Consider the following 17,114-nt stretch of genomic DNA (forward strand, 5'->3'; position numbering starts at 1 on the left):
CATGGCTGCTCTCACTGGGGTTCCGCTCTCCGTCCTGGACCGCTCGCGAACGCGGGCAGGTGAGACGGAAGCAGCGACATTGCGTGCGACCGTCGAGCTCGCGCAGCAGGTGGAAGAGCTTGGCTATAAGCGTTTCTGGGTCTCAGAGCACCACAGTGTGCCCGGAGTGGTCGGATCGGCTCCCACAGTGCTGGCAGCCGCAATCGCGGCCCGCACAAGCCGGATCCGCGTCGGCACCGGCGGCGTGATGCTGCCGAACCACCAGCCGCTGGTGGTGGCCGAGCAGTTCGGAGTGCTGGAGTCGCTGTACCCGGGCCGCATCGACATGGGCCTCGGCCGATCCGTCGGCTTCACCAACGGCGTCCGCCGCGCTCTGGGCGTCGAGAAGGACGCGGCCGACGACTTCGCCGCTCAAGTCCAGGAGCTACTGGGCTACCTCACCGGCACGCAGCAGAACCAGGTCCACGCCCGTCCCGGAGAAGGCCTGCGCATCCCACCCTTCATCCTCGCCGTCGGCGAGGGCGCTCGCCTCGCCGCGTCGCTCGGACTTCCCCTGGTCATCGCCGGCCGGGATGAGTCGACGCTGCTCCAACTGGTCGACGGCTACCGCGCCGAGTTCCGGCCGTCCACGTGGGCTCCGCGGCCGTACGTCGTACTCGCGGTGACTGCTGCTGTTGCGGAGACGACTGAGGAGGCCAGGCAGTTGCTGCTGCCCGAAGCGTGGGCCAGTGCGTACTCGCGAACGCGAGGAGTGTTCCCACCGCTGGAGCCTTCGGCGCCTGGCGAGCTGACCGTGAAGGAGCGCGAGCTCTTCGAGCAGTCGCTCCGCGGCCAGATCTACGGCACGCCTTCCGAGGTCGACGAGGCGCTTGGCGGACTAGTACGCCGTACCGCCGCCGACGAAGTGCTGATCACGACGAACACCTACGAACGCGCCGACCTGCTCGCGTCGTACGCCGCTCTGGCCGAACTGGCGGGCACCCGCCGTACCGTCAGCGGTTGATCCGGTCCTCGAGCCGCTTGCGGACCTCGGGCCACTCGTCGGCCAGTATCGAGAACACCACGGTGTCACGGAACGATCCGTCGGCCATCCGCTTGTGCCGGCGCAGCAGACCCTCGCGCGTCGCACCCAGCTTGGCGATCGCCGCCTGCGAGCGAGTGTTCGTGGAGCCGGTCTGGATCTTCACCCGGCCGAATCCGCAGTCCTCGAAGGCGTGCTGGAGCAGCAACAGCTTAGCTGCCGGGTTCACCGCCGTACCCCAGACGGACGGCGCGTAGCCGGTCCAGCCGAGGTGGATCGATTCGTTGGGTACGTCGACGTCGCCGAGGCTCGACGTGCCGACGAGAGTGCCGTCGGCAACCAAACGGACGGCGTACGCGTAACGCTGCTCCGATGACGGGAACCACTGTCCCCGCATGGCTTCGGCATCGGCCGGCATACCGGCGATCCCACCGCCGAAGCCACTCTCGTACACCTGCTCGTTGCCGATCGCGGCGTACAGCTCCTCGATGTCGCTGTCCTGCAGCCGGTCCAGCCGGACGACGTCGCCCACCAGCGACCGCCCGTCGGGCGCGGTCGTCATCCCTTCACCAGAAGGTGCAGCAGCAACCAGACCGCAGGGGCCGTGGCCAGCAACGAGTCCAGCCGGTCCATCACTCCCCCGTGACCTGGCAGCAGGTTGGACATGTCCTTGATGCCGAGATCGCGCTTGATCATCGACTCGCCGAGATCGCCCACCGTCGCCGTCAGCACAGCCACGGCGCCGACGATCGCCCCTGCCCACCAGTCCCCGTCAAGCAGCCACACGACCGAACCGATGCCGGCGCCGATGCACGCGAGGGTCGAGCCCGCGAAGCCCTCCCAGGACTTCTTCGGGCTGATCGTCGGAGCCATCGGGTGCTTGCCGAACAGCACCCCGGCCGCGTAGCCGCCGACATCGCTGGCGACCACGACCAAGAAGAAGGTCAGAACACGCTGCGGGCCGTCCGACTCCGGCTGGACCAGCAGGATCGCGAAGCCGGCCAGCAGCGGTACATAGCCGATCAGGAAGACCCCGGCGCTCGCGTCCCGGACGAACCCGACCGACCCACCCGGCATCCGCCACCAGATCGTCGCCAGCACCGTCAGCGCGAGCGCGATCAGCAGCGCCATCGGTCCCCAGAAGTACGCCGCCAGCAGCATCGCCGTCGTACCGGCGAACAGCGGGATCCTCGGGATCACCGCGCCACCCGCACGCAGGGCCTTGATCATCTCGTCGACGGCCACCAGCACGGTGGCCAGCACCAGGACGGCGAACAGGACCTTCTGCCAGAACAGCGATCCGAGGATCAGTGCGCCGAGACCGACCCCGACCGCGATCGCCGCAGGCAGATTCCGCCCGGCGCGGCTCGGGGTCGACGCGGGCGTGCTCTCGACGCCCATCACACCTCGAGCAGTTCGGCTTCCTTGTGCTTGAGCAGATCGTCGATCGAGTCGACGTACTTCTTCGTCAACCCGTCGAGCCGCTTCTCAGCACTCTTGCCCTCGTCCTCGCCCGCGTCGCCGTCCTTGACCGTCTTGTGCACCTGGTCCATGGCGTGCCGGCGAATGTTGCGGACCGAGACCCGGGCCTCCTCGGCCTTGGTCTTGGCGACCTTGATGTACTCCTTGCGCCGCTCCTCGGTCAGCTGCGGCATCACCACGCGGATCACCGCACCGTCGTTGCCCGGGTTCACCCCCAGGTCCGAGTCGCGGATCGCCTTCTCGATCGCCGTCATCGCACCCTTGTCGTACGGCGAGATCAGCACGGTCCGGGGCTCCGGGACCTGGAAACCGGCCAGTTGCTGCAGCGGCGTCGGGCTGCCGTAGTAGTCGGCCAGGATGCCCGCGAACATCTGCGGGTGGGCCCGGCCGGTGCGGATCGCGGCGAAGTCGTCCTTGGCGACCTCCACAGCCTTCGCCATCTTCTGCTCGGCTTCGCGGAGAGCTTGGTCGATCACGACATTCCTCGCTTCCTCAGGGCCGCTTCGGCGCGGCCACTCCATACCCTACGAACGCAGGTTTACCAGATAACGGACATCCACCCGTGTCGAACGATCCTAGTGGTACGCCGCCGTACCGGCTGCGGCCGGGGGACTACTGACCGGGAGAAACGATGGTCCCGATCTTCTCGCCGTGCACGACCCGGGCGATGTTGCCCTCCTCGAGGCCGAAGATCACGATCGGTAGCGCGTTGTCGCGGGCCAGGCTGATCGCGGTGGCGTCGGCCACCCGCAGCCCGCGAGCGAGGAAGTCGTCGTACGACAACTGGTCGAACTTCACCGCGTCCGGGTTCTTCTTCGGGTCGGAGTCGTAGACCCCGTCCACACCCTGCTTGCCCATCAGCAGCGCCTCGGCGCCGATCTCCAGGGCCCGCTGCGCGGCGACCGTGTCGGTGGAGAAGTACGGCATACCGGAACCGGCGCCGAAGATCACCACACGGCCCTTCTCCAGGTGCCGCTCAGCTTTGCGCGGGATGTAGGGCTCGGCGACCTGGCCCATCGTGATCGCGGTCTGCACCCGGGTCTCGATACCGAGCTTCTCCAGGAAGTCCTGCAGCGCCAGGCAGTTCATCACCGTGCCGAGCATGCCCATGTAGTCGGCCCGGTTGCGCTCCATCCCGCGCTGCTGCAACTCGGCGCCGCGGAAGAAGTTGCCGCCGCCGACGACCACGGCCACCTGGACGCCGGCCCGGGCCACCCCCGCGATCTGCTTGGCGATGGAGTTCACCACGTCGGGGTCGACGCCGAGCTTGCCGCCGCCGAACACCTCACCCGACAGCTTCAGCAGCACCCGGTGATAGGCCGGCGCGAACGGCGAAGAGGCCGGACTCGTCTCGGTACCCAGGGTTTCCGTCACGATTCCGGCCTCCTCGATCGTTGCTGTCTTGCTGATCCTTCGAAGATCCCGAAGCTCAGGCGCCGACCTCGAAGCGGGCGAACCGCTTCACGGTCACGCCGGCCTCGTCGAGCACGGCCTTCACGGTCTTCTTGCTCTCCTGGACCGACGCCTGCTCGAGCAGGACGACGTCCTTGAAGAAGCCGTTCACCCGGCCCTCGACGATCTTCGGCAGAGCCTGCTCCGGCTTGCCCTCCTCGCGGGCGGTCGCCTCGGCGATTCGCTTCTCGTTCTCGACCGTCTCGGCCGGGACCTCGTCGCGAGTGGTGTACAGCGGGCGCATCGCGGCGGCCTGCATGGCGGCGCCACGAGCGGCCTCGACGTTGTCGCCCTCGAACTCGACCAGCACGCCGACCTGGGCCGGCAGGTCGGCGGCACGCTTGTGCATGTACGCCGTCACCTGGCCGTCGAACACGGCGACCTTGCCCAGCTCGAGCTTCTCGCCGATGACCGAGGCCAGCGCCTCGATGTTCTCGGCGACGCTCTTGCCGTCGGACAGCTTCTCGCTCAGCAGGCCCTCGACGTCGGCGACCTTGCTGGCGGCGGCGTGCGCGACGATGTCGGCGGCCAACTGCTGGAACTGCTCGTTCTTGGCGACGAAGTCGGTCTCGCAGTTCAGCTGGACCAGCGCGTTCTCCGCCGCGGCCACCAGGCCGTTGGTGGCGGAGCGCTCGGCGCCCCGCTTGGCGGCCTTGGCCGCGCCGTGGATGCGCAGCTCCTCGATCGCCTTCTCGAAGTCGCCGTCGGTGGTCTCGAGCGCCTTCTTCGCGTCCATCATGCCCGCGCCGGTGGCGTCGCGGAGCTTCTTCACGTCAGCGGCGGTGTAGTTCGCCATTCCTCGTTCTCTCGTCTTGTCGATGCGGCTGGATAGGCGGGCTCGAGTGCCGCCCGGTCTGGACCGGGCGGCAACTCAGGGCTGTCAGGCCTCGTCGGCCTTCGGGGCCTCGTCGGCCTTCACGGCGTCGGCGGCCGGGGTCTCCTCGGCAGCAGCCGGGGTCTCGGCAGCAGCCGGGGTCTCCTCGACAGCGGCCGGGGCTTCCTCGGCAGCGGCCGGGGCTTCCTCGGCAGCGGCGGCCGGCGCCTCAGCGGCGGCATCCTTCGGCGCCTCGTCGGCCTTCGCGGCGTCGCCGTCGGCGGCCTTGGCCTCGGAGGTGCCGTTCTGGCTCTCCAGCAGCTCGCGCTCCCAGGCAGCCAGCGGCTCCTCGGCGCCCAGCTCCTCACCGGCTGCGGCGGCACCCTGACCCGAGCGGGCCATCAGACCGTCGGCGACGGCGTCGGCGACCACGCGGGTCAGCAGGCCGACCGAGCGGATCGCGTCGTCGTTGCCCGGGATCGGGAAGTCGACCTCGTCCGGGTCGCAGTTGGTGTCCAGGATGCCGATGATCGGCAGCTTCAGCTTGCGCGCCTCGTCGACGGCGAGGTGCTCCTTCTTGGTGTCCACGATCCACACGGCGGCCGGAACCCGGGCCATGTCGCGGATACCGCCGAGGGTCTTCAGCAGCTTGTCGTGCTCGCGCCGCTTCTGCAGCAGCTCCTTCTTGGTGACGCCCGAGGCCGCCACGTCGTCGAAGTCGAGCAGTTCCAGCTCCTTGAGCCGCTGGAGCCGCTTGTTCACGGTCTGGAAGTTGGTGAGCATGCCGCCCAGCCAGCGCTGGTTCACGTACGGCATGCCGACCCGGGTCGCCTGCTCGGCGATCGCTTCCTGGGCCTGCTTCTTGGTGCCGACGAACAGGATCGCCCCGCCCGAGGCGACCGTGCTGCGGACGAACTCGTAGGCGCGGTCGATGTACGACAGCGACTGCTGCAGGTCGATGATGTAGATGCCGTTGCGCTCGGTGAGGATGTAGCGCTTCATCTTGGGGTTCCAGCGCCGGGTCTGGTGCCCGAAGTGCACGCCGCTCTCGAGGAGCTGCTTCATGGTCACGACGGCCATGAGGGTGTTGCCTCCTGTCGCGCCTTCCCGGGGTGCTCGTTCCGGTCGGCGCAGTCTCGGTTGTCTCGCGGCGGACCGGGTGGCCCGCCGTGCCTGATGCCCGTCGGCACGCAACCCACCCGGGAGGTCCCGGGACCGAGGGAGGCGCGCTGTTGTGCGGGCATGCGTAGTCGTCCCACTCACATGGGACGCCACCGGAAGTGTACGGGACCACCCCGGCCCAAAGCGAACCGGCCCGGTTGTCCACAGCCCCGAACTCACCGCCGGAAATCGGGCGTTTCGACGGCATGTTCCAAGCATGAACGTCGTCCTTCTCGCCCTCAGCCTCGCCACCGCAGGCCCGGACCCTGCGAACTGGCCCCTCCAACCCCGTCCCGAGGTCGTCCGCGGCTTCGAACTGCCCGCCAAACCGTGGCTCCCGGGCCACCGTGGCGTCGACCTGACCGGCTCCCCCGGCCAACCCGTCCGCGCCGCAACCTCCGGCACAGTCACGTACGCCGGTCAGCTCGCCGGCCGCGGCGTGGTCGCAGTGTCACACGGCGCGCGCCGGACCACCTACGAGCCGGTCGTCCCAGCCGTCACTGTGGGCACTCCCGTCACCACGACCACGGTCATCGGCCACTTATCGGGCGCCGGCTCACACTGCTCACCCGCGACTTGCCTGCACTGGGGCCTGGTCGAGGGCAAGCGCTACCTCAATCCGCTCACGCTGCTACCGGACCGCCCGGTTCGTCTGCTCCCCCTCAGTTCCACGCCCGCTGCGGCCGGGGCGCCTGTGGTTCACAGCACCGCATCCCCACCACCACAGCCGGTGCGCTCGACCGCATCACCGCCTCCTTCAGGCTCCAACCGAACTGGCGCGATCGTGGTCGCCAGTACGGCGGCCTTGGCTCTGGCCGGCGGCCTCCTGCTCAAGCGCCACTAGGCCAGGTTGAGCTGCCAGGAGATCCCGAACCGGTCGCCGACCCACCCGAATTTCCGGCTCCAGCCGTACTCCCCCAGCGGCATCATCACCTTGCCCTTCTCGGACAGGACGGCGAACAGGCGGTCGATCTCAGCCTCGTCCGCACAGTCGGCCCAGAGCGAGATCGACGGTGTGAAGTCGAACCCGTGCTGCACCGGGCTGTCGCTGCACATGTACTGCTGACCCGCCAACGTGAAGATCGCGTGCATCACCGAGCCCTCGGCGCCGGGTCCCTCAGACCCGTAGCGAGTGATCGAGACGACCTCTGAGTTGTCGAAGAGCGACAGGTAGAAGTTCATCGCCTCCTCAGCCCTGCCGTCCTGGAACATCAGGAACGTGGTGGTCTTCTGCTCAGCCATCAGTCCTCCTGTAGTCACGGCTTATATAAGGCCACACTGTAACAGTCGGATAGGCGTCCCGGGAGAGGTCAGCTACCAGGAACGCGCGCTTGCCAGGCGTCCTCGTCGCGGGAGCGACGCTCAACCCCGGCCGGGAGCTTGTTCTTGGCGAGATCGATGAGCGTGGTGTGCTCGAGCACGTCCCGCAGACTCGCGCGGGCGGCGATCCAGACCCGCTGCAGTACGACGGCCCGCTCGTTGTACGCGACGCTCTCGGGCCGCACTCCGGAGATGCTCACGATCGGTCCGTCCACCGCACGCATCACGTCGGCGACAGAGATCTCGTTCGGATCCACGGCGAGTTTCCAGCCGCCGGACTGTCCCCGCTGACTCGCCAGGATCCCCGCACGCCGGAGGTCAGCCAAGATCCCCTGGAGGAACCCATGCGGAATGCCCTGTGCACGGCTGAGCTCCTCGGCCGACACGACCGACGGGTCGTTCGCCACCCATCGCTGGGTGATCTCGATCAGCGCCCGCAACGCATAGTCAGACTTCGCCGAAACCCGCATGAACCGCAGTCTGCCCCATCCCCGGACCCGCTCGCCGCATCCACCCGCGGACAGCCCGACAGGTCAGGCCCGAGGGTGGGCCTGTTCGTAGGCACTACGCAGGCGGTCGGTGGAGATGTGGGTGTAGATCTGGGTGGTCGCCAGCGATGCGTGGCCGAGCAGTTCCTGGACGCTGCGAAGGTCGGCACCACCTTCGAGCAGGTGGGTTGCCGCGGTGTGGCGCAGACCGTGCGGCGACAGGTCGGGAGCGTCGACGACTGCGATCCGCTCGTGGACAAGGCGTCGTACCGCTCGCTGGTCGATCCGGCCGCCACGGGCACCGAGGAACACCGCCGGCCCACTCCCCTGCCGCGCCAACTGCGGTCGGGCCTCGTCGAGCCAGCGCCGGAGTGCGTGGGAGGCCGGCACGCCATACGGGACAGAGCGTTCCTTGCGCCCCTTGCCGAAGACGCGGACGACCCGGCGCGAGGTGTCGATGTCGTCGATGTCGAGGGCACAGAGCTCGCCGACGCGGATGCCGGTCGCGTAGAGCAATTCCATGATCGCGAGGTCACGCAGGCCGATCGGGCTGCCGTCGTCCGCTGCGACGGCCGCGGCGTCGAGCACGGCACGCGTGTCGGACTGCCCCAAGACTCCCGGCAGGCTCTTGTGCGGCCTCGGACTCGCCAGCAACGCGCCCGGATCCGTGCTGATCCGGCCGGTCCGCTGCGCCCAGGCGGTGAAGACACGCGCGGCCGTCGCGCGGCGCGACATCGTGCTGCGCGACTTCCCGAGGCTTTGCTGCTTGGCCAGCCAGGACCTCAACCCCCGGATATCCAGGCTTTCGAGATCATCGTGACCAAGACGAATCAAATGTTCGAGTAAATCCGCGACGTCTCCACGGTACGCTCTGATCGAATGTCTGCTGAGGTCCCTCTCCGCTGCCAGATGCCGTTCGTAGTCAGCCAGTAACGCAGTGAAACCTTCCGGCCAGGAAGGGTTCGCGCTGACATCGTCCGGCGTCATGCCTCGACGATGCGGGAGCCGACGCGGCATCGCAAGGCACCGCGCGGGGGCCGAGGAGAGGAGGTCTGGTCGATAGCCCGACGGTCGACTACTGTTCGGCCCGATTGCCCTAGTAGCAACGGAGGCACCCCTGACCATGGCCCCCTCAGCGAACGGACAGACCGTAGGCCGGCGCCTGCCGGTCGAGTCGGCGTTCACTCGAGTCGAGGACGCACGGCACCGTCTGCCGCGCTTGTTCGGTCGTCGCGATCTGGTCGTACTCGGCCTGGGCGTGATGATCGGGTCCGGCATATTCAGCATCAGCGGCAACCAGGCGGCCAAAGTCGCCGGTCCGGCCGTGATCTTGTCTTTCGTCATCGCGGCGATCGTCTGTGTGCTGGCCGCGGCCTGTTACGCCGAGCTGTCGTCCACGATTCCTGTCTCGGGTAGCGCGTACACCTTCAGCTATGTGACCTTCGGCGAGATGTGGGCCTGGCTGGTCGGCTGGGCGCTCGTGCTGGAACTCGTCACGGCGGCGGCGATCGTCGCCCGCGTCTGGTCGGCGTACTTCCTGGCCACACTGGACGGGTTCGGACTGACACTGCCCGACGGCGTGGCGAAGTTCTTCGGCCCGGACGCGAAGGTCAACCTGGTCGCGCCGCTGCTGCTGCTGATCCTGACCGCGCTGATCGTGACCGGTACCAAGCTGTCCGCCCGGGTGCTGACCGTGGTGGTGATCGCCAAGGTCGCCGTGATCGTGCTGGTCGTGGTGGTCGGCGCGGCGCACATCAACATGGACAACTACCACCCGTTCGTGCCGATGGCCCGGGCCGCGCCCGCGACCGCCAGTCCAACCTTGCTGGGCTGGATCTTGGACTCGTCGTTCGGTTCGTTCGGCATGATGGGCATCTTCACGGCCGCGAGCTCGATCGTGTTCGCCTACATCGGGTTCGACCTGATCGCCACCGCGTCCGAGGACGCGCGCAGCCCGCGCAAGACGGTCCCGCAGGGCATGTTGCTCGGCGTCGGCGCCGTCACGATCCTCTACATCGCGATGGCCGTCGTCCTGGTCGGAATGCGCCCGTACGGCGAACTGGGCGGCAGCGCACCGGTCTCCGAAGCATTGGCCGCGACAGGGGTCGGATGGGCCGCGAAAGTGGTCAATCTGGGCGCATTGCTCGCGCTGATGACAGTGATCATGGTGGTGCTGATCGCGCAGAGCCGGGTGTTGTTCAACATGGGCCGCGATGGCTTGCTGCCGAAGAGCCTCGGACGGGTCAGCCGGGTGTACTCCTCCCCTGCCCGCGCCGCGGCCGCGGCCGGCTTCGCGGCACTGGCGCTGACGCTCTATCCGAAGGTGCTGGAGCTCGAGGAACTGCTGGTCATCGGTGCGTTGTTCTGCTTCGCGTTCTGTGCGATCGGCGTACTCACCCTGCGTCGCTCCGAGCCCAACCTGGAGCGTGGTTTCCGGGTGCCGATGGTGCCGCTGATTCCGCTGCTGTCGCTGGCCGCGACGGTGTGGCTGATGCTGAACCTGAAGACCAGCACCTGGACGAAGTTCGGTGTCTGGATGGTCATCGGCCTGGCGATCTACGGGCTGTACGGGCGCTGGCACAGCAGGCTGGCCAACGAGGACAGCTGGGACTACGACATCGGCGACACCGACCCTGGGACCGGTGGTCTGCAGGCGATCCGCACCGAGCAGCCTGGCGAACGGCCGAACGAGTTGCGTGCTGTCCGTACGCCGCCGCAGAAGCCGACGCGCGGCAAGCACATGCGGAACTGAGGGTTTTCCACAGGGAGAAAGTGAGGTCCGAAATCGAGGGCTGATCCCGGCATGTTCTCTGCCGGAGGTGGTCATCGATGCGGACCAAGAACGTCGTCGGACGGTACGGCGAAGACCTCGCCGCCAGGTATCTGGCCGGAGAGGGCTTCGCCATCCTCGAGCGCAACTGGCGCTGCGAGCTGGGCGAGATCGACATCGTCGCGCGCGAGGGCGACGCGCTGGTCATCTGTGAGGTGAAGACCCGGCGCGGGCTGAACTACGGCAGCCCGCTGGAGTCGATCACGTACCGGAAGCTGACCACGCTGCGGAAGCTGGCGGGTCGCTGGCTGCAGACCCATCAGCTCAAACCGGGTGCGATCCGGATCGACATCGTCGCCGTGCTCTTCGACCAGAACACGACGCCGCAGGTCGACCACTTGCGAGGTGCGGCCTGATGCCGCTCGCACAGACGTGGTCCGTCGCGCTGGTCGGCCTCGAGGGCCACCTGGTCGAGGTCGAGGCCGACATCGCGCAGGGCCTGCCCAAGACAACGCTCATCGGGCTGCCGGACGCATCGTTGTCCGAGGCCCGTGATCGGGTCCGCGCCGCGGTGGTGAACAGCGGGGAGCGATTCCCCGATCGCAAGGTCACCATCGGCCTCTCACCGGCCACCCTTCCCAAGACTGGTTCGCATTACGACGTGGCCATCGCGCTCGCCTTGCTCTCGGCCGCCGGGGTCATCGACGCCAAGTCGTTGCGGCAGACCGCGATCATCGGTGAGCTCGGCCTGGACGGCCGGATCCGCGAGGTCCGTGGAGCACTCGCGATGACCTTGGCCGCGGCCCGGTCCAGCTTCGAGCGGATCGTCGTGCCTGAGCTCAACTCAGGCGAGGCGCGCCTCGTGCCCGGTATCGAGGTGTACGGCGTGCGCTCGCTTCGGCAGGTGCTTGCCCTGTTGCGGGGCACCGAGATCCCGGACGAGGCGCCGCCACGGGCCGAGCCGCGATTGTTGTCCGAGTCGCTGACCCGGGTTCCCGAGGTCGATCTGGACGACGTCATCGGGCAGCGCGAGGGACGACGAGCGATCGAGGCCGCGGCCGCAGGCGGCCACCACCTGTTCCTGCACGGGCCGCCGGGGTCGGGCAAGACGATGCTGGCCGAGCGGCTTGCCGGATTGATGCCGGACTTGAGCACGGACGACTCGCTGGAGGTGTCCGCCGTGCACTCGCTGGCCGGGCTGCTCACGAACGATGCCGAGCTGGTTGTGCGTCCGCCGTTCATCGCGCCGCACCACACCGCGTCGCTGTCCAGCCTGGTCGGTGGTGGCTCGGGCATGCCGCGGCCGGGAGCGATCAGTTGTGCGCATCGCGGGATCCTGTTCATCGACGAGGCGCCAGAGATGCATCCGTTGACGCTCGACACGCTTCGGCAGCCGCTGGAGTCCGGGTACATCGAGGTCCATCGGTCGGCGGCTGTGGCGAAGTTCCCGGCCCGCTTCATGCTCGTGCTCGCGGCCAATCCGTGTCCCTGCGGGATGTCCGGCGCCGGGAATGCGATCTGCAACTGCACTCCGCAGGTACTTGCGCGGTATCGGCAGCGGATCAGTGGTCCGATCAAGGATCGCCTCGACATCCAGCGCCAAATCCTGCCGGCCGCACGAGGGGTCGCCGACCGCGAGGCCTCCGAGTCGACCGCGGCTGTCGCCGAGCGCGTGCAGGCGGCTCGTGACCGGCAGGCGTACCGCTACCGCGAGACCGGCTGGATCCTCAACAGCGAGGTCCCCGGCCCCGTGCTGCGCCGCGAGTTCCCGTTGGATGCCGCCAGCCACAAACTCCTCGAGGACCTGTACACAGCCGGCCGCCTCACCGCCCGCGGCTTCGACCGCGTAGTCCGAGTCGCCTGGACCCTCGCAGACCTCCAAGGCCTCGGCCAACCAACAGTTTCCCTAACCCACGAAGCCTTCCAACTCCGCACCGGCGAACCCCTAACCGACCTATCCGACACCCGCCCCCTCAAAGGAACCCCCGCATGACCCTCCACTGCATAACGGCTCCCAGGAACCTGGCCTCGCATGGACGAGCCTCCGCACTCACCTCTAGCAATCAGTTGCCTGCGTCTCCATCCCCTCGGAGCACGCCTACCTCCTCTCGCCCGATTACGTTGCCTCGGGCATCAGCCAGTGCCGCATCTGACACGTACACCTCGGTTGCCATCGCGGAAGGCGGATCGGGTGGTGGGGCTGAGGTGGTGGACGAGGTGTTGGTGGATGGGGTTGGCGGGACGGGTGGTGGTGGGACTGCGGGAGTTGGGGGGGGGGGGGACGAGGAACGGCTGGTTCGGGTGGGCTTGTCGCGGGTGGTCGAGCCTGGAGATCTGGCGGCCTTGAAGGCGTTTGCAGGGATGGACGTGCTGGAGATCTGGGAGCTCCTGCGAGGAAAGGCACGAGGGACCGAGCGGTGGTCCACCCGGCTGGCTGCGGCAAACCCTGAGCGGGACCTAGAGCGAGCGGCTGCCGCGGGAGGGCGGTTCGTGATCCCTGGGGACGATGAGTGGCCCGAGCAGGTGGAGGTGCTGGCCGAGGCTGGGCAGCTGACTCGCCGGGCCGGGGTGCCGTTTGGGCTGTGGGTCCGAGGACCGGCGCATCTGCGGAAGACGCTGACGCGATCCGTCGCGATGGTGGGTGCTCGCGCATGTTCGTCGTACGGCGAGCATGTCGCAGCCGAGCTCGCCGGTGGGCTCGCGGACAACGGGATCACGGTGGTGTCGGGCGGCGCGTACGGGATCGACGCAGCGGCTCATCGGGGTGTGCTGGCTGGCTCTGGGGTGACGGTCGCCGTACTGGCATCTGGGGTGGATACGAGCTACCCAAAGAGCAACTCTGCGATGTTCAGCCGGATCGTGGAGAACGGGTTGGTGGTGAGTGAGCTGCCACCGGGATGTTCACCGACCAAGCTGAGGTTCCTGGCCCGCAACCGGCTGATCGCGGCAGCCACGCTCGGAACAGTCGTCGTCGAAGCAGCGGTCCGGAGCGGAGCCCTGAACAGCGCAGGTTGGGCCGAGCAATGCGGTCGTGCCGTCCTCGCGGTACCGGGCCCGATCACGTCGCGCATGTCCGCAGGCAGCCACCTCCTGGTCCGCGAACGAGACGCCGTACTAGTCACAAGCGTCGCCGAGATCATCGAGGCCATCTCCCCGCTAGGCACCGGCCTAGCGCCCCACCCACAAGCCCCCAAGAACCCCACCGACGACCTCCCCCACGACGTACGTCGCACTCTCGACGCAGTCCCAGTCATCAACCCAGCCCCCGCCACCCGCATAGCCACCACCGCAGGCCTGGACCTCCCCACCACCGAGTCCTGCCTAGAAACCCTCGCCGCCCTAGCCCTAATCCACCCCACCCCAACCGGCTGGCGCCTAACCCCACCAACCGCACCCTGACGTGATCTGGCGCAGGAGCCCCCCGAGGTCAACCGCCGAACCACCCCACCCGCAGCCCCACCCCAGGTCCCGTCGAGTTAGAAGCCAGCGGAGTCAGCGCCCGAAGTACGCCAGCCAGCTGGCGCCTAATACCAACCACCCCACGCTGACGTGAGCTGGGCAGGCGCCAGCCAAGGTCAACGCCCGAACCACTCCCACCCGGATGGCGCGCCCAACACCAACCACCCCACCCAGACCTGGGCCGGCGTAGGAGCCAGTCGAGGTCAGCGGCCGAAGTACGCCAGCCGACAGGCGTCTACACCAACTACCCCACGCTGACGTGAGCTGGGGCGGGAGCCGGCCGAGGTCAACGCCCGAACCACGCCAACCAACCGGTGCCCCACACCAGCCACCCCGAGCTGACGTGAGCTAGGGGTGGAGCCGGCCGAGGTCAACGGTCGAACCACGCCAACACGGGTGGGCGTGCAACATCAACCACCCCACCTCGGCTGGCGCCTCACACCAGCTACCTCACCCTTGAGGTGGGCTGGCATAGGGGGCCGAGGTCAGCGGCCGCATCACCCCAACCCGGCTGATGCCGAACGCCGGCTACCCCACCCTGATGGGGTGGGGGGACGAGCCGGTGGGGTTAGCGGCCGAAGTCGGAGTCTTTGGGGACTTCTAGGTCGGACTTGGCCAGTTCTTCGATGTTGACGTCGCGGAAGGTGACGACCTTGGCGTTCTTGACGAAGCGGGCGGAACGGTAGACATCCCAGACCCAGGCGTCGGCCATCGTCACCTCGAAGTACACGTCGCCGCCCTCGGTGCGGACCTTCAGGTCGACCGCGTTGCACAGGTAGAAGCGCCGTTCGGTCTCCACGACGTACTTGAAGATCCCGACGACGTCCTTGTACTCCCGATAGAGCTGCAGCTCCATATCGGTTTCGTACTTCTCGAGGTCGTCAGCGCTCATACCTCCACCTCGCAACGCTCGGTTCCGGCATGAGCGCTGAGAGCGCTGTGCTTGTCTGGGCGCTCGCTGCGCTCGCTCATCGGCTCTCCACTCCGGTGGGACTGGTCACATTCTGTCCCATATCGGGCCGCAGACTGCGGCGGACATTCTCGAACCGCCGTCGATGTTGTGGGCACGGGCCGTATTCGTCCAGCGCCGCCTGGTGTTCGGGCGTGCAGTAGCCCTTGTGGATCCCGAAACCGTACTGCGGGTACACCCTGTCCCAGTGCTCCATCACCCGGTCGCGCGTCACCTTCGCGATGATTGACGCGGCAGCGATACAGGCGGCCACGCGATCACCCTTCCAGATCGCGAGGCCAGGTACGCCGAGCCCGTCGACGCCGAACCCGTCGGTCAGCACGTACGCCGGGCGTACGTCGAGCCGGAAGAGCGCGCGGCGGAGCGCCTCCACATTGGCGACGTGCATGCCGAGGCGATCGCACTCGGTGGACTCGATGGCGACGACCGACCAGGCCAGGGCTCGCTTGCGGATCTCGTCGTAGCAGCGGTCGCGAGCCTTGGCGGTCAGCAGCTTGGAATCGGCGAGCTCCGGGATCTGGCCGCGCTTGCCCTCCGGCAGGATCACCGCAGCCGCGACCAGCGGTCCCGCGCACGGTCCGCGGCCCGCCTCGTCCACGCCGGCGATCGGGTCCAGGCCGACGCGACGCAAGGCCCGTTCGTACCCGTACAGCCCGGCATCGCGCCGTACCGTGCTCCCGCGCGGCAACACGCTCATGCAGCCCTCCGCATCACAGCTCCCAGCCTAGGCAAGACCACCCTAGGCACGACCACCGACGTCCCCGCCGAGCGGGGTCTCGTCATTTGGGCGGTGGGGTGAGGGATATCGAGGGTTTGTCCGGCGCCGGCCCGGGTGCAGGAACGGCTTTGAAAGTGTCGGGTACGCCGAGTTTGCCCCAGCGACCCGCGGGCCAGACGATCATGATGGCGCGGCCGGTGACCTTGTCCATCGGGACGAACGCGGCATCGCCGGGATTGTTGCCGTTGGCGTCCACGTCGCTGAGATGGACGCGGGAGTCGCCAGAGGCAGACCTGTGGTCACCCATCACGAACACGCGCCCGGCCGGGACCGTGACCTGGAACTCCATCTGGGAGGGCGCGTCGCCCGGGTACAGGTAACTGGTCTCGTCCAGAGGCTGGCCGTTGACCAACAGCCGGCCCTTCTCGTCGCAGCAGGCGACCTTGTCGCCCGGCATGCCGATCAGGCGCTTGATCAAGTGGCCGTGGCTGGAGTCGGGCAGCAAGCCGACGATCTCGAAGAACCGGCCGATCGACCCGCGTTTCTGACCGCTCTCCTCCGGGCCCAGCCAGCCACCCGGGTCCTCGAACACGACCACGTCGCCGCGCTTGACGTCGGTGAGCTTCTCCACCACGACGCGATCGCCGACCAGCAGGGTGTTCTCCATCGACTCGCTGGGGATGATGAACATCTGCCCGACGAACGCCCGCAGGATCGACGAGACGATGAGCGCCCCGACCACGATCAGCACGAACTCGCGAGCGGCGGCCGCGAAGCCCGATCGGTGTGCGGGTTTCTCGTCCGTCTTCGTCGGTGTATCGGTCACTTCTTCAGCCCCGGCTTCTTGAAGGTTTCCGGAGGACGCAGCATCGTCATCCGGTCAGACGGCCAGATTACGCAACAGGCCCGGCCAACCACGTTCTCGACCGGCACGAACCCACCACCGGGGCCGCCCATATGGGCGCGGGAGTCGGCGGATTCGGCGCGGTTGTCGCCCATCACCCACAGGTGGCCTGGCGGCACCACCACGCTGAAGGGCAGCTCGGACGGCTTCGCGTCCTTGAGCAGGTACTCGCGTTCGTCCAGCGGGATGCTGTTGACGGTGATCCGGCCCGAGCGGTCGCAGCAGATCACCTTGTCGCCGCCGATGCCGATCACCCGCTTGACCAGGTGCCCCTCGCCACTGCGCGGCAGGATGCCGACGAACTCGCCGACCCGGCGGAACGGGCCGGGCTCGGTCTGCGCCTCGTTCAGCCAGTTGGCGGGGTCCTTGAACACGATGATGTCGCCGCGGTCGACGTCGCGGTGCATGTAGCTGATCTTCTCGGCCAGGATGCGGTCGTTCGTGGTCAGCGTGTCGTACATCGACTCCGACGGTACGTAGAACGCTTCCGCGACGAACAGCCGCAGTACCACCGTGATGACGAGGGCGAGCACCGTGACGGTGCTCATCTCGATG

The 17,114-nt window shown here is 67.9% G+C and carries 19 protein-coding genes; 6 read left to right on the forward strand and 13 right to left on the reverse strand.

All coding sequences use genetic code 11. The features are described 5' to 3' along the window. The first annotated feature begins 1 nt into the window (after window position 1). A complete protein-coding gene (locus E0H73_RS13910; RefSeq protein ID WP_131354956.1) occupies window positions 2–1,003 on the forward strand; it encodes an LLM class flavin-dependent oxidoreductase in 1,002 nt (333 codons plus the stop codon). Here E0H73_RS13910 and E0H73_RS13915 read toward each other — a convergent pair. The 6 genes from E0H73_RS13915 to rpsB all read right to left on the reverse strand — a co-directional run bounded on the left by E0H73_RS13915 (window position 993) and on the right by rpsB (window position 5,849). Next, a complete protein-coding gene (locus E0H73_RS13915) occupies window positions 993–1,583 on the reverse strand; it encodes a GNAT family N-acetyltransferase (RefSeq protein WP_131354959.1) in 591 nt (196 codons plus the stop codon). The two genes, E0H73_RS13910 and E0H73_RS13915, sit on opposite strands and share 11 nt — an antisense overlap. Continuing rightward, window positions 1,580–2,422: a phosphatidate cytidylyltransferase gene (locus tag E0H73_RS13920; protein ID WP_131354962.1), complete on the reverse strand. Its 843-nt coding sequence runs from the start codon at window positions 2,420–2,422 to the stop codon at window positions 1,580–1,582. The genes E0H73_RS13915 and E0H73_RS13920 overlap by 4 nt, the downstream gene beginning before the upstream one ends. Beyond that, window positions 2,422–2,976: a ribosome recycling factor gene (frr, locus tag E0H73_RS13925; RefSeq protein WP_202867416.1), complete on the reverse strand. Its 555-nt coding sequence runs from the start codon at window positions 2,974–2,976 to the stop codon at window positions 2,422–2,424. Before frr ends, E0H73_RS13920 begins: the two co-directional genes overlap by 1 nt. A 139-nt stretch (window positions 2,977–3,115) precedes the next feature. Next, window positions 3,116–3,877, reverse strand: coding sequence for a UMP kinase (gene pyrH / locus E0H73_RS13930; protein WP_238163420.1), 762 nt, complete (start codon window positions 3,875–3,877; stop codon window positions 3,116–3,118). A 55-nt stretch (window positions 3,878–3,932) separates the two neighbouring features. Beyond that, a complete protein-coding gene (gene tsf / locus E0H73_RS13935; protein ID WP_131354969.1) occupies window positions 3,933–4,751 on the reverse strand; it encodes a translation elongation factor Ts in 819 nt (272 codons plus the stop codon). Between the two features lie 84 nt (window positions 4,752–4,835). Continuing rightward, window positions 4,836–5,849 carry a 30S ribosomal protein S2 gene (rpsB, locus tag E0H73_RS13940; RefSeq protein WP_131354972.1) on the reverse strand — a complete coding sequence of 338 codons (1,014 nt, stop codon included), beginning with the start codon at window positions 5,847–5,849 and terminating at the stop codon, window positions 4,836–4,838. A gap of 298 nt (window positions 5,850–6,147) precedes the next feature. On the opposite strand from rpsB, the gene E0H73_RS13945 reads away from it, so the two are divergent. Further along, on the forward strand, window positions 6,148–6,774 hold the full coding sequence (locus tag E0H73_RS13945; RefSeq protein ID WP_131354975.1) for a M23 family metallopeptidase: 627 nt from the start codon (window positions 6,148–6,150) through the stop codon (window positions 6,772–6,774). Here E0H73_RS13945 and E0H73_RS13950 read toward each other — a convergent pair. The 3 genes from E0H73_RS13950 to E0H73_RS13960 form a co-directional block, all read right to left on the reverse strand. After that, the gene (locus E0H73_RS13950) at window positions 6,771–7,172 is read right to left on the reverse strand and encodes a VOC family protein (protein ID WP_131354978.1); all 402 of its coding nucleotides are present in this window, start codon (window positions 7,170–7,172) and stop codon (window positions 6,771–6,773) included. The two genes, E0H73_RS13945 and E0H73_RS13950, sit on opposite strands and share 4 nt — an antisense overlap. Before the next feature lie 68 nt (window positions 7,173–7,240). Then, on the reverse strand, window positions 7,241–7,720 hold the full coding sequence (locus tag E0H73_RS13955) for an RrF2 family transcriptional regulator (RefSeq protein ID WP_131354981.1): 480 nt from the start codon (window positions 7,718–7,720) through the stop codon (window positions 7,241–7,243). 63 nt (window positions 7,721–7,783) lie between these two features. Beyond that, window positions 7,784–8,725 (reverse strand): tyrosine recombinase XerC, encoded by a 942-nt coding sequence (locus tag E0H73_RS13960; RefSeq protein WP_131354984.1) that lies wholly within the window; start codon window positions 8,723–8,725, stop codon window positions 7,784–7,786. Window positions 8,726–8,861: 136 nt separating this feature from the next. Here E0H73_RS13960 and E0H73_RS13965 point away from each other — a divergent pair, with 136 nt between their 5' ends. The 4 genes from E0H73_RS13965 to dprA all read left to right on the forward strand — a co-directional run bounded on the left by E0H73_RS13965 (window position 8,862) and on the right by dprA (window position 13,907). Then, a complete protein-coding gene (locus E0H73_RS13965) occupies window positions 8,862–10,490 on the forward strand; it encodes an APC family permease (RefSeq protein ID WP_131354987.1) in 1,629 nt (542 codons plus the stop codon). Window positions 10,491–10,567: 77 nt separating this feature from the next. Continuing rightward, window positions 10,568–10,924 carry a YraN family protein gene (locus tag E0H73_RS13970; RefSeq protein ID WP_131354990.1) on the forward strand — a complete coding sequence of 119 codons (357 nt, stop codon included), beginning with the start codon at window positions 10,568–10,570 and terminating at the stop codon, window positions 10,922–10,924. Further along, on the forward strand, window positions 10,924–12,501 hold the full coding sequence (locus tag E0H73_RS13975) for a YifB family Mg chelatase-like AAA ATPase (RefSeq protein WP_131354992.1): 1,578 nt from the start codon (window positions 10,924–10,926) through the stop codon (window positions 12,499–12,501). Before E0H73_RS13970 ends, E0H73_RS13975 begins: the two co-directional genes overlap by 1 nt. Before the next feature lie 368 nt (window positions 12,502–12,869). Then, window positions 12,870–13,907 (forward strand): DNA-processing protein DprA, encoded by a 1,038-nt coding sequence (gene dprA, locus E0H73_RS13980; protein ID WP_131356515.1) that lies wholly within the window; start codon window positions 12,870–12,872, stop codon window positions 13,905–13,907. Between the two features lie 628 nt (window positions 13,908–14,535). On the opposite strand, the gene E0H73_RS13985 is transcribed toward dprA, so the two are convergent. The 4 genes from E0H73_RS13985 to lepB (E0H73_RS14000) form a co-directional block, all read right to left on the reverse strand. Next, window positions 14,536–14,859, reverse strand: a complete 324-nt coding sequence (locus E0H73_RS13985) for a DUF2469 domain-containing protein (RefSeq protein WP_012922325.1) — start codon at window positions 14,857–14,859, stop codon at window positions 14,536–14,538. 76 nt (window positions 14,860–14,935) lie between these two features. After that, a complete protein-coding gene (locus tag E0H73_RS13990) occupies window positions 14,936–15,634 on the reverse strand; it encodes a ribonuclease HII (protein WP_131354995.1) in 699 nt (232 codons plus the stop codon). Between the two features lie 82 nt (window positions 15,635–15,716). Further along, a complete protein-coding gene (gene lepB / locus E0H73_RS13995) occupies window positions 15,717–16,481 on the reverse strand; it encodes a signal peptidase I (RefSeq protein ID WP_131355009.1) in 765 nt (254 codons plus the stop codon). Further along, window positions 16,478–17,107 (reverse strand): signal peptidase I, encoded by a 630-nt coding sequence (gene lepB / locus E0H73_RS14000; RefSeq protein ID WP_238163992.1) that lies wholly within the window; start codon window positions 17,105–17,107, stop codon window positions 16,478–16,480. Before lepB (E0H73_RS14000) ends, lepB (E0H73_RS13995) begins: the two co-directional genes overlap by 4 nt. Window positions 17,108–17,114: the final 7 nt, after the last annotated feature.

Origin of the sequence: Kribbella pittospori (assembly GCF_004331465.1) — a bacterium.
Classification (GTDB): domain Bacteria; phylum Actinomycetota; class Actinomycetes; order Propionibacteriales; family Kribbellaceae; genus Kribbella; species Kribbella pittospori.